This window comes from Pseudonocardia sp. P-1, assembly GCF_058111925.1.
Window position 1 is genome coordinate 5,344,360 of sequence record NZ_CM176614.1, and the last position, 11,865, is coordinate 5,356,224.

The 11,865-nt window shown below is 73.0% G+C and carries 10 protein-coding genes; 9 read left to right on the forward strand and 1 reads right to left on the reverse strand.

Features of this window, described 5'->3' with window-relative positions; translation table 11 throughout:
- Positions 1–60: 60 nt before the first annotated feature.
- From AC0GKK_RS26185 to AC0GKK_RS26215, 7 genes are all read left to right on the forward strand, one after another.
- Positions 61–1,281, forward strand: coding sequence for a M20 metallopeptidase family protein (locus AC0GKK_RS26185; RefSeq protein ID WP_100877496.1), 1,221 nt, complete (start codon positions 61–63; stop codon positions 1,279–1,281).
- Complete coding sequence (locus AC0GKK_RS26190) at positions 1,278–2,603, forward strand: MFS transporter (RefSeq protein ID WP_489882807.1); 1,326 nt, start codon at positions 1,278–1,280, stop codon at positions 2,601–2,603. The genes AC0GKK_RS26185 and AC0GKK_RS26190 overlap by 4 nt, the downstream gene beginning before the upstream one ends.
- 203 nt (positions 2,604–2,806) lie before the next feature.
- Positions 2,807–4,171 carry a dicarboxylate/amino acid:cation symporter gene (locus AC0GKK_RS26195; RefSeq protein WP_489882808.1) on the forward strand — a complete coding sequence of 455 codons (1,365 nt, stop codon included), beginning with the start codon at positions 2,807–2,809 and terminating at the stop codon, positions 4,169–4,171.
- A 250-nt stretch (positions 4,172–4,421) separates the two neighbouring features.
- Entirely contained in the window at positions 4,422–5,570 is a 1,149-nt protein-coding gene (locus AC0GKK_RS26200; protein ID WP_489882809.1) for a thiolase family protein, read from the forward strand.
- A gap of 35 nt (positions 5,571–5,605) precedes the next feature.
- Positions 5,606–6,367 (forward strand): 3-hydroxyacyl-CoA dehydrogenase, encoded by a 762-nt coding sequence (locus AC0GKK_RS26205; RefSeq protein ID WP_405416692.1) that lies wholly within the window; start codon positions 5,606–5,608, stop codon positions 6,365–6,367.
- A 28-nt stretch (positions 6,368–6,395) separates the two neighbouring features.
- On the forward strand, positions 6,396–7,547 hold the full coding sequence (locus AC0GKK_RS26210; protein WP_405416693.1) for an acyl-CoA dehydrogenase family protein: 1,152 nt from the start codon (positions 6,396–6,398) through the stop codon (positions 7,545–7,547).
- Positions 7,548–7,579: 32 nt separating this feature from the next.
- Positions 7,580–8,209, forward strand: coding sequence for a TetR/AcrR family transcriptional regulator (locus AC0GKK_RS26215; RefSeq protein WP_489882810.1), 630 nt, complete (start codon positions 7,580–7,582; stop codon positions 8,207–8,209).
- Positions 8,210–8,218: 9 nt separating this feature from the next.
- On the opposite strand, the gene AC0GKK_RS26220 is transcribed toward AC0GKK_RS26215, so the two are convergent.
- Positions 8,219–9,568, reverse strand: coding sequence for a GGDEF domain-containing protein (locus tag AC0GKK_RS26220; RefSeq protein WP_489882811.1), 1,350 nt, complete (start codon positions 9,566–9,568; stop codon positions 8,219–8,221).
- Positions 9,569–10,230: 662 nt separating this feature from the next.
- Here AC0GKK_RS26220 and AC0GKK_RS26225 point away from each other — a divergent pair.
- Positions 10,231–11,613, forward strand: coding sequence for a lysine N(6)-hydroxylase/L-ornithine N(5)-oxygenase family protein (locus tag AC0GKK_RS26225; RefSeq protein WP_208819121.1), 1,383 nt, complete (start codon positions 10,231–10,233; stop codon positions 11,611–11,613).
- Between the two features lie 38 nt (positions 11,614–11,651).
- Entirely contained in the window at positions 11,652–11,864 is a 213-nt protein-coding gene (locus AC0GKK_RS26230; protein WP_062395825.1) for an MbtH family protein, read from the forward strand.
- Position 11,865: the final 1 nt, after the last annotated feature.

Here is an 11,865-nt window from a genome sequence, read left to right on the forward strand (position 1 = left end):
GACTCGGGCAGGACCTCCGGCGGGCAGCGTGGCCCGCCGGTACGACCCGAGGGGACGCTTGTGGATCTTCGTGACGACGCCCGGTCGCTGCAGCCGGACCTGGTGCACCTGCGCCGGGAGCTGCACCGTGACCCCGAGGTCGGGCTGGCCCTGCCCCGGACCCGTGACCGGGTACTGGCCGCGGTGCAGGGGCTCCCGCTGGAGATCACCGAGGGGACGACGACGACGTCGGTCACCGCCGTCCTGCGCGGCACCGCCCCGGGCGCCGGCGCGGACGCCCCGGTGGTCCTGCTGCGCGGCGACATGGACGGTCTCCCGGTCGCCGAGGGCTCCGGCGAGGACTTCGCCGCGCGGACCGGCACCATGCACGCCTGCGGGCACGACCTGCACACCGCGGCGCTGGCAGGGGCCGCACGGCTGCTCAGCGCCCACCGCGACCACCTCGCCGGCGACGTCGTGTTCATGTTCCAGCCCGGCGAGGAGGGCTTCGACGGCGCGGGCCACATGCTCGCCGAGGGCGTCCTGACCGCCGCCGGGCGGCGCGTCGACCACGCCTACGGCCTGCACGTGTTCGCCAACCGGATGCCCGCCGGGCTGGTCACGACCCGGCCCGGGGTGTTCCTGTCCGCCTCGCACGCGCTCGACGTCGTCGTGCACGGGGCGGGTGGTCACGGCTCCAACCCGCACACCGCCCGGGACCCGATCGCCGCCGCCGCCGAGATGATCACCGCCCTGCAGACGATGGTGACCCGCCGCTTCGACATGTTCGACCCGGTCGTGCTGACCGTCGGCGTCGTCGCCGCGGGCACCCGGCGCAACGTCATCCCCGACACCGCCCGCTTCGAGGCGACCGTGCGCAGCTTTTCCGACGCCCACGCCGCGACGCTGCCGGTGCTGGTCCGCGAGGTCTGCGACGGTGTCGCCGCCGCGCACGGCGTCCGCGCCGAGGTCGTCTGGACCGACGAGTACCCGCGCACCGTCAACGACGCCGACGAGGCCGGGTTCGCCGCCGGGGTGTGCGCCGAGCTGCTCGGCGAGGACCGTTTCCGGCTCGCACCGAACCCGGTCAGCGGCTCCGAGGACTTCTCCCGGGTGCTCGCCGCGGTCCCGGGCGCGTTCCTCGGGATGGGCGCCTGCCCACCCGGCGCCGACCCCGACACCGCACCGATGAACCACTCGCCGCTCGCCCGCTTCGACGACGGCGTCCTCGCCGACGCGACCGCGCTGTACGCCGCGCTCGCCACCACCCGCCTCGCCCCGGCCGCGGGGGTGGCGGCATGACCGAGCGCACCGAGCGGCGTCGCACGATCCTCGGGATCGGCGCCGGCAACGCCATGGAGTGGTTCGACTGGAACGTCTACGCGACGTTCTCGGCGTTCTTCGCCCCGCAGTTCTTCGCGGGCGACGACACCGGCACCGCCCTGCTCAAGACGCTCGCGGTGTTCGCCGTCGGGTTCGTCGCCCGCCCGTTCGGCGGCTTCCTGTTCGGCTGGATCGCCGACGGCCGCGGCCGGAAGCTGTCGATGGCGCTGTGCGTGGCGACCGCCGCGGTGGGCAGCCTGGTGATCGGGCTCGTCCCGACCCACGCCGTCATCGGCATCGCCGCACCGGTCGTGCTGGTCCTGGCCCGGCTGGCGCAGGGCCTCGCGCACGGGGGCGAGCTGCCCGCCGCACAGACCTACCTCGCCGAGATGGCCCCGCCCGCACGGCGCGGGCTGTGGTCGAGCCTCATCTACTTCTCCGGCACCGCGGGCATCCTGGTCGGGACGGTGCTCGGAGCCGTCCTGTCGAGCGTGCTCACCCGCGAGGAGATGGCCGCCTACGGCTGGCGGGTGCCGTTCGTCCTGGGCGGGCTGTTCGGGCTGTACGCGCTGGTCATGCGGCTGCGGATGCGTGAGTCCGACACCTACGCACGGGAGGAGGAGGCCCGCGCCGCGACCCCCGGCCGCCCGTCGCTGTGGCGCCAGGTCCTGGCCCGCCCGAAGGCGCTGGCCCGGGTGGTGTTCCTGACCAGCGGTCTGACCGTCGTCTACTACGTCTGGTCGGTCGCGGCCCCGGCGTACGCCATCACCGCGCGCGGGGTGGACCCGGCGGCGGCGCTGTGGGCCGGCGCCGGTGCGCTGGCGGTGTTCATGGTGCTGCTGCCGCTGTGGGGCGCCGCCTCGGACCGGTTCGGCCGCCGCCGCACCCTGCTCGTGCCCGGCGCGGTGCTCGTCCTGGCGCTGTTCCCGCTCGACGCGATGATCCACGACGGGCCGACGCTGTTCGTCGCGATGACCGTCGCGCTCGCGCTGATCGGGGCGGGCTGCGCCGTCGGGCCCGCCCTCTACGCCGAGATGTTCCCGACCGGGGTGCGCGCCGCCGGGCTCGGCGTGCCGTACTCGATCGCGGTCGCGTTGTTCGGCGGGACCGCCCCCTACCTGCAGACGCTGTTCGCCGAGATCGGCAGGCCCGGCCTGTTCCTCGGCTACGCGATCGTGCTGCTGCTGGTGTCCGGGCTGACGGTGTACCTGCTGCCCGAGACCCGGGGGATCGACCTCGCGACCGCGGGCCGCGACGGGGCCGAGCCGGCCGCGCACGCGACCACCCCACCGGTGCGGTGACGGCCCAGGACGGAGGTACGGGTCACGCTGCGTGCCTCCGTCCTGCGGGAAGAACGCGGCGAACGGGTGCGTTGCTCGCTCCTGTGCGGGGGACGGGTGTGTGGCTGGTGTGCCGGCGGGTGATCGACCTGTGCCGCCGTCCCGCCACGGGCTGTCGGCGCTGACCGCCGCCCACACCCGTACCGCACCTCCTGGGGGAACCCGTGTCACTCGTCGTCCGTGCCGCACGCGCCTGGCAGCGCCCGCGCGTGTTCGCACTGCTCACCGTCGCCGGGCTCGTGCTCGGCGCCCTGCTCGGGCTGACCGCCCGGGTCACCGGGTCCGCGGGTCTCGCGACCACGCTGGACACCGTCGGCGGGCTGTTCACCGGCCTGCTGCAGTTCACGGTCGCGCCGCTGGTGTTCCTCGCGATCGTCGTCGGCATCGTCAGCCTGCGTGACCTCGGCGGCGGCCGCACCGCGGCCCGGCTCGGCGGGCGCACCGTCGCCTGGTTCGCCGGGACCTCCCTGGTCGCGGTACTGATCGGCATCACGATCGGGCTGATCGGGCGGCCCGGTGAGGGCGTCACGATCGCCGCCGACCCGGCCGACGTCGAGGCCGTGGGCGCGAGGACCGCGGGATCGTGGGAGGCGCTGCTGTCGAACCTGGTGCCGGACAACCCGGTCGCCGCGTTCGCCGACGACAACGTGCTGCAGGTCGTCGTCGCCGCGCTGCTCATCGGCGCCGCCGCCTACGCGCTGGGGGAGAAGGCCGAGCCGTTCGTCGCGTTCTCCCGCTCGGCGTTCGAGATCGTCCTGACGGTCATCCGCTGGATCGTCGTGCTCGCCCCGATCGGCGTGCTCGGCCTGATCGGCACCGCGTTCGCCACCTACGGCAGCGGCGTCGTCTCCTCGCTCGCCGGGCTGATCGTCACCGTCTACCTCGGCTGCGCGATCGTCCTGTTCGGGGTCTACCCGCTGCTGCTGAAGGTCGTGGCCGGGATCGGGCCGCGCCGCTTCTTCGGCACCACCTGGCCGGTGCTGCAGTTCGCCTTCGTCTCCCGCTCGTCCGGCGCCGCCCTGCCGATGTCCCGGCAGGCCGCGATCGACCTCGGCGTGGACCGCAACTACGCCGGGTTCGCCGTCCCGCTGGCCACGACCACCAAGATGGACGGCTGCGCCGCCGTCTACCCGGCGCTCGCGACGATCTTCATCGCGCACATCTCCGGGGTGCAGCTCGCGGCGTGGCAGTACCTGGTGATCGTCGCCGTCGCGGTGTTCGGGGCGCTGGCCACCGCCGGGACGACCGGCTGGTTCACCATGCTGACCCTGACCCTCGCCGCGGTCGGGATGCCGCCCGCGGTGATCGCGGCCGGGATCGCGGTCGTGATCGGCATCGACCCGATCCTCGACATGATGCGCACCGCCACCAACGTCGCCGGGCAGATCACCGTGCCGACGCTCGTCGCGGCGCAGGAGGGGATCCTCGGGCGCGACGCGGCCGAGCCCGCCGACGTCACCGCGGCCACCGAGGCCACCGCCTCCGCCGAGGGTGCGACGGCCGGCCGGGTGTCGGCCACCTCCGCCTGACCCCGGTCCCGTACCGGCCCGCCGCGTCCGTGCCGCGCCGCCGGTCCGGGACAGACCGGTACCTCGGCGTCGCCCCGGCGGCGTCGAGGTACCGGTGGACGGTGGCGCGCCGGTCGAGGGAGCTCCGTGGCCGGCGTGACCCGGGTCGCACCGCTCCGTGGCAGTCAACACTGACTGTTTCCTGCTACCGTCGTGGCGAGCCGACGGCCCCCTCCCGGGCGCCGTCCACCGTCGCGAAGGAGCGGACACCGTGCGAGACGCAGTCATCGTCGAGGCTGTACGCAGCCCGGTCGGCAAGCGCAAGGGCGGCCTCGCCGGCATCCACCCCACCGACCTGTCGGCCCACGTGCTGCGCAGCCTGGTCGAGCGGTCCGGCGTCGACCCGGCGCAGATCGAGGACGTCATCTGGGGCTGCGTGTCCCAGAGCGGCGAGCAGACCTTCGACATCGGCCGCAACGCCGCGCTGGCCGCGGGGTTCCCCGAGACCGTCACCGGTGTGACCGTGGACCGGCAGTGCGGGTCGAGCCAGCAGTCGGTGCACTTCGCCGCGGCCGGGTTGATCGCGGGTCAGTACGACGTGGCCGTCGCCGGTGGTGTCGAGTCCATGACCCGGGTCCCGATGGGTTCCTCACGTCAGGACCAGGACCCGCTGGGCTCGGACTTCGCCGCGCGCTACGGAGTGGCCCCCAACCAGGGCGTGGGCGCGGAGATGATCGCGGAGAAGTGGGGCTTCTCCCGGACTCAGCTCGACGAGTTCGCGCTGCTGTCGCACGAGCGTGCCGCGCAGGCGCAGGACGAGGGCCGCTTCGAGGGCCAGATCGCACCCATCGCGGGGGTCTCGGCCGATGAGGGCATCCGCCGGGGCGGCACGCTGGAGGGGCTGGCCCAGCTCAAGACGGTGTTCAAGGACGCCGACCAGGGCGGCGTCATCCACGCCGGCAACTCCTCGCAGATCTCCGACGGCTCCGCCGCACTGCTCATGACCACCAGCGAGAAGGCGCGCGAGCTCGGACTCACCCCGATCGCCCGGGTGCACACCGCGGTGCTGGCCGGCGCCGACCCGGTCATCATGCTGACCGCCCCGATCCCGGCGACGGAGAAGGCGCTCAAGCGCTCCGGGCTCTCGCTCGACGAGATCGGCGCCTTCGAGGTCAACGAGGCGTTCGCGCCGGTGCCGCTGGCCTGGCTGGCCGACATCGCCGGCGACGACGCCGGGGTCGCCGACCGGCTCAACCCCGACGGCGGCGCGATCGCGCTCGGCCACCCGCTCGGCGGCTCCGGCGCCCGGATCATGACCACCCTGGTCCACCACATGCGCGACAACGGCATCCGCTACGGCCTGCAGACCATGTGCGAGGGCGGCGGCCAGGCCAACGCCACCATCCTCGAGCTCCTCTGACACCCGCTCCCCACCCGGAAGGAAACAGACAGAACATGGACATCAACGGCTCCGTCGCCGTCGTCACCGGCGGCGCCTCCGGCCTCGGCCTGGCCACCACCGAGAAGTTCGTGGAGCTCGGCGCGAAGGTCGTCATCATCGACCTCCCGTCGTCGCAGGGGGAGGCCGTCGCCGACAAGCTGGGCGAGAACGTCCGCTTCGTCGCCGCCGACGTCACGAACGAGGAGCAGGTCTCGGCCGCCCTCGACGCCGCCGAGGAGCTCGGCACCGTCCGCGTCGCGGTCAACTGCGCCGGCATCGGCAACGGCATCAAGACCTACGGCAAGAAGGGCCCGTTCCCGCTGGCCGACTTCACCAAGGTCGTCTCGGTCAACCTGATCGGCACGTTCAACGTGATCCGGCTGGCCGCCGAGCGCATCGCCAAGGCCGAGCCGGTCGACGGCGACCGCGGCGTCATCGTCAACACCGCCTCGGTCGCGGCCTTCGAGGGCCAGATCGGGCAGGCCGCGTACTCGGCCTCCAAGGGCGGCATCGTCGGGATGACCCTGCCGATCGCGCGCGACCTCGCCGACCTCGGCATCCGTGTCAACACCATCGCCCCGGGCCTGTTCGAGACCCCGCTGCTGGCCGGCCTGCCCGAGGACGTCAAGACCTCGCTGGGCAAGCAGGTCCCGCACCCGTCGCGGCTGGGCCGGCCGGCCGAGTACGGCAAGCTCGCCGCACACATCGTCGAGAACCCCATGCTGAACGGCGAGACGATCCGTCTCGACGGCGCCATCCGGATGCAGCCCCGCTAGTCACCACCACCCGAGGGGAGGCGGCGCCGTGAAGCGCACGCTCTACGAGTCCGACCACGAGGACTTCCGGGAGGCGTTCCGCGCCTTCGTCGGGAAGGAGATCGTCCCGCACGAGGCGCAGTGGGAACGCGACGGCGCCGTCGCGCGGGAGCTGTTCACCACCGCCGGTGCGAACGGCTTCCTGGGCATCGACGCGCCCGAGGAGTTCGGCGGCGGCGGGGTCGAGGACTTCCGGTTCAACGCCGTCATCAGCGAGGAGCTGCTGCGTGTCGGCGCCGCCGGGTCCGGCCTCGGCCTGACCCTGCACAACGACATCGTGCTGCCCTACCTGCTCACCTACTGCACCGACGAGCAGAAGCAGCGCTGGCTGCCGGGTGTCGTCAGCGGTGAGACGATCCTCGCCATCGCCATGACCGAACCGGGCATCGGCTCGGACCTGGCGTCGATGTCGACGACCGCGATCCGCGACGGCGACCACTACGTCGTCAACGGCGCGAAGACCTTCATCACTAACGGGATCAACGCCGACCTGATCGTCGTTGCGGTCAAGACCGACCCGTCGCAGAAGCACAAGGGCATGAGCCTGCTCGTGCTCGAGCGCGGGATGGAGGGCTTCGAGCGGGGCCGCAACCTCGACAAGCTCGGGATGCACGCCCAGGACACCGCGGAGCTGTCCTTCACCGATGTCAAGGTCCCGGTGGAGAACCTCCTCGGGCCCGAGGAGGGGAAGGGCTTCGTCCAGCTGGTCGAGAAGCTGCCCCAGGAGCGGCTGTCGATCGCGATCGCCGGTGTGGCGGCGGCCCGGGCGGTGCTCGACGGGACCCTCGCCTACGTCAAGGAGCGCAAGGCCTTCGGCTCGCCGGTGGGCTCGTTCCAGAACTCCAAGTTCGCCCTCGCCGAGATGGACACCGAGATCGACCTCGCCGAGCACTACGTCGACGACTGCGTGCGCGCGCTCAACGCGGGCGAGCTCACCGCCGTCGACGCCTCGAAGGCGAAGTACTGGTGCACCGAGCTGCAGGGCCGGGTCGCCGACCGCTGCCTGCAGCTGCACGGCGGCTACGGCTACATGAGCGAGTACCCGGTCTCCAAGGCCTACGCCGACGCCCGCATCACCCGGATCTACGGCGGCACCACCGAGATCATGAAGGAGGTGATCGGCCGGGGTCTGGGACTCTGAGCCGATGACCGACAGGCGATCATGACCACATCATGAACACCGAACCCACCCCGGTGGCCAGGAGCCGGGCGCAGCGGTCCTCGGACAGCCGCGCCCGGATCCTGGACGCCGCCGTCGCCTGCCTCATCGACGGCGGCTACTCCGGATCCACGACCCTGACCATCCAGTCGGCCGCCGACGTCTCGCGCGGCCGGCTGCTGCACCACTTCCCCAGCCGGGACCGGCTGCTGGTCGCGGCGGCGCAGCACCTCGCGGTCAAACGCGTCGCCGACACCGAGGAGCGCGTGCGACGGGTGCTCCAAGCCGACCAGGTCGGCCTGTTCGAACGCGCCGACCGGGTCATCGAGCTGCTGTGGGAGAGCTTCTCCGAGCCGCACTTCTGGGCGGCGGTGGAGCTGTGGACCGCGGCCCGGTCCAACTCCGAGATCGCCGAGGCGCTGCGCCCCGAGGAGAAGCGGCTCGGTGCGGCGATCCGCGCGTCGATGGCCCGCATGTTCGGCGACGAGCTGGCGGGCCGCCCGCGGTTCAAGCAGCTGCGCGACCTGCTGCTGACCTCGATGCGGGGGACCGCGCTGACCTACACCTTCGACCCGCGCGACCCCGCGGGCGACGCGATGCTGCCCCAGTGGAAGGACCTGGCGCGGGTGCTGCTGGGGCCGTGACCCGGCGCCTCAGGTGCCGAAGCTCAGCCCGAACGGCGGCGTCGCGCCCTCGGCGGCGACCGGTGGTGCGGGGCGCCGGACCGCGACCCGGTCGCGGCCAGCGTGCTTGGCCTCGTAGAGCGCGGCGTCCGCGGCGGCCAGCAGGCCGTCGAGGTCCGTGCCGTGGTCGGGCGTCGTCGCGACCCCGACCGACACCGACAGCCCGGTGACCAGCCCGGCGGTCGCGGTGTCGACCTGCAGCGCGCGCACGCCCCGCCGGATCCGCTCGGCGACCTCGCGGGCACGGGCGGCCGGGGTGTCGTCGGCGCGCATCCCGCCGAGTGCGACCACGAACTCCTCGCCGCCGAACCGGCCGGCCAGGTCCTGGTCGCGGACCTCGGCGGTGAGGACGTCGGCGACGGCCTGGAGCACGTCGTCGCCCGCCAGGTGGCCGTGCCGGTCGTTGACCGCCTTGAAGTGGTCGAGGTCGAGGATCAGCACCGCGGCGGCCCGGTCGGTACGCGTGTCGCGCTCCAGCATCTGCTGGCTGCGCCAGCGCCACGCCGCCGGGTTGAGCAGCCCGGTCTTGGCGTCGGTGTCGACCTGCGCCTCCAGCTGGCGCACCAGGGTGGTCTGCTCGACGACGAGCAGCGGCAGCACCGCGAGCAACGCGAACCAGGGGGAGGTGTTGGCGAGCACGACCGCGACCAGCCCGCCGATCGACAGCGTCGCCAGCTCCAGGCCGATGTCGCCGCCCAGCAGGATCGCGAGGAACCGCGAGCCCGGTGCGGTCAGCCGCAGCACCGACACGACCAGGAGAGTGTTCACCGTCGTGTAGGCGACCAGCGCGCCCAGCACCAGCGCCGCGTTCTGCGGGGTCGCCAGCGCCCCGGCCCGGCCGTCGACCAGCGCGAGCAGCCCCGCGACGGCGTGCACGGCGAGCAGCACGGTGGCCGCGCTGTAGACCTGGCGGTGCGGCGGCGTGCCGCTCGGGCGGGCCACCCGCAGGTAGAGGTGCAGGTAGATGACGACGACGACGACCGTCGCGAGTCCCGGCGGCAGCAGCAGCGCGGCCGCGAAGGTCCACACGGAGGTCATGTTGATGTAGCGGGTCGCGGCGATCCGGCGCCGCAGGCGCTCGGCGTTGACCGACAGCTCGGTGTGCGCCGCGGCCACCAGCACCAGCAGCCCGCAGAGCAGCACCTCGGTCCGTCCCGGCAGGTCCCCGGTGAGCAGGCCCGCGACGACCGCGGACACCGCGGCGGTCTCCACGACCAGGACCAGCAGCAGCGGGCGCAGCGGCAGGCCGAGCAGCGACCGGGCGTCCGGCGCACGACGGCGGCGCCCAGCCGGGCGCGGTGCCACCGGGCCAGAGGTCACGTCGCCTGCCTGTTCGTCTGCTGCGTCAGGGGATGGACCGAGGCTACCCGCGGGTAAGGCAAGCCCTTGCCGTTCGTCCCCCGGTGGCCGGAATCCGCGCCGAACGGCCCGGAACCGACGGCGAACGCCTCAGGTCCACGTTAAATCGTGACGGAGCGTTGTCCGTCGCTTACTCTGGCCATGTCATCACTCGATCGTGGAGCACGCCGTGCGTCCTCACGTGCGGAGCGCAACGGCGTCCGTTCCGGGACGGGGAGAAGCACTCCGATCGAGGGGGGATCGCTCGTGCGCAACTGGGACTGGTGAACCGTCATCGGCGCCGCGCGGGACACGACCGTCCCGCGCGGCGCCGCCGTTCCGCGGCGCCGCGCGGCCGGGGTCGCCACCGGCCGGCGCGCTCACGCCCCGGGTGGCAGGGGAGGCCCTCTCATCAGATCTGATGACGCGCGGACGGGGCGTGCGACACCCTCGTGCGGCGGTACGTGCACCGTGACGTCGTGTACTCCCAATGGGTGACACCTGCGTCACGTCAGAGCGCTGACCAGTGCGGACGGCCCCTCGCGGCCGGGCCTCGGCGATCACCCCCTAGGCGGGACATCCACCTTCGTGTTGCAGTTAGCCTCGCCTTATCTGAGGCGTGCCGAAGCAACGAAAGGACCGTGATGGCGAACCCCGCGAACGCGAACCCCCACTCCACCCCGGAGGTACTCGACGTGGTGGGGGTCGGGTTCGGGCCGTCGAACCTCGGCATCGCCATCGCCCTGCTCGAGCACAACGCGACGGTCCCGGCCGACGCGCGGGTGAGCGCCCGCTTCGTCGAGCGCCAGGAGCGGTTCGGGTGGCACCGCGGGATGCTGCTCGAGGACGCCACCATGCAGGTCTCGCACCTCAAGGACCTGGTCACGCTGCGGAACCCGACCAGCGGCTTCTCCTTCCTGTCCTACCTCCACGACCGGGACCGGCTCGCCGACTTCATCAACTACGGCTCGTCGTTCCCGACCCGCCGCGAGTTCCACGACTACCTGGAGTGGGCCGCGGCACGGCTGGGGGAGATCAGCGCGGCCGCCGGGTCGGCGGTGACGGTCGACTACGGCAGCGAGGTCGTCGAGATCGAGCCGGTCCGCGGCGGGAACGGCGTGGAGCTCGTCGACGTCGTCGTCCGCACCGGGGACCGGGTGGAGCGCCTGCGCGCCCGCAACGTCGTCCTGGCCTGCGGGCTCACCCCCGTCCTGCCGCGCGGGATCACCGTGGGCGGCCGCGTCTGGCACAACCGCGACCTGCTGTTCCGCACCCGCGAGCTCGCCGGGACCGAGCCGACCCGCTTCGCCGTCGTCGGCGCCGGGCAGAGCGCCGCCGAGACCGTCGAGCACCTGCACCGCACCTTCCCGACCGCCGAGGTGCACGCGGTGTTCGCCCGGTACGGCTACAGCCCCGCCGACGACACCTCCTTCGCCAACCGGATCTTCGACCCGGCCGCCGTCGACGACTTCTACACCGCGCCGGACGAGGTCAAGGACCGCATCCTCGGCTACCACGCGAACACCAACTACTCCGTGGTCGACCCGGAGCTCATCGAGGGCCTCTACCGCACCCACTACCACGAGCGGGTCGCCGGGACCGAGCGCCTGCGCTTCCGCAACGTGTCCCGGGTGGCCGACGTGGTCGACGTCGGGGACCGGGTGGAGCTGGCCGTCGAGTCGCTGATCGACGGCTCGCGCGAGGTCATCACCGCCGACGCCGTCGTCTACGCGACCGGCTACCGCCCCGCCGACCCGCTGTGGCTGCTGTCCGGCGGCCTCGACGAGGCCTGCGCCCGCGACGCCCGCGGCCGGCTCGACGTGCACCGCGACTACCGGCTCGGCACCACGGCACTGGCCGACGGCACCGCGGTGCGGGCCGGCTTCTACCTGCAGGGACCGACCGAGCACACGCACGGCATCACCTCGACACTGCTGTCCAACATCGCGGTCCGGTCCGGTGAGGTCGTCGCCTCGCTGACCGGCGCCCCCGTGCCGTCGACGGCGCCGACGCCCGTCGTCGTCTGAGCGCGACCCCACCCGTTCCGCCGATCCCAGGGAGAGCCATGTCCACGAACCCCTTCGACGACCCCGAGGGCAGCTTCTACGCGCTGGTCAACGACGAGGGCCAGTACTCGCTGTGGCCCGCGTTCGCCGAGGTCCCCGCCGGCTGGACGGTCGAGCACGGGCCGGCCGACAAGCCGTCGTGCCTGTCCTTCGTCGAGACGCACTGGACCGACCTGCGGCCGCGCAGCCTGCGCGAACGCGCTGCCGGCTGAC

Bases quoted from the DNA above. Each gene is read 5' to 3' on its own strand.
- AC0GKK_RS26225 (WP_208819121.1), top strand. From the start codon at position 10,231: ATGGCGAACCCCGCGAACGCGAACCCCCACTCCACCCCGGAGGTACTC.
- AC0GKK_RS26190 (WP_489882807.1), top strand. From the start codon at position 1,278: ATGACCGAGCGCACCGAGCGGCGTCGCACGATCCTCGGGATCGGCGCC.
- AC0GKK_RS26230 (WP_062395825.1), top strand. From the start codon at position 11,652: ATGTCCACGAACCCCTTCGACGACCCCGAGGGCAGCTTCTACGCGCTG.
- AC0GKK_RS26215 (WP_489882810.1), top strand. From the start codon at position 7,580: ATGAACACCGAACCCACCCCGGTGGCCAGGAGCCGGGCGCAGCGGTCC.
- AC0GKK_RS26205 (WP_405416692.1), top strand. From the start codon at position 5,606: ATGGACATCAACGGCTCCGTCGCCGTCGTCACCGGCGGCGCCTCCGGC.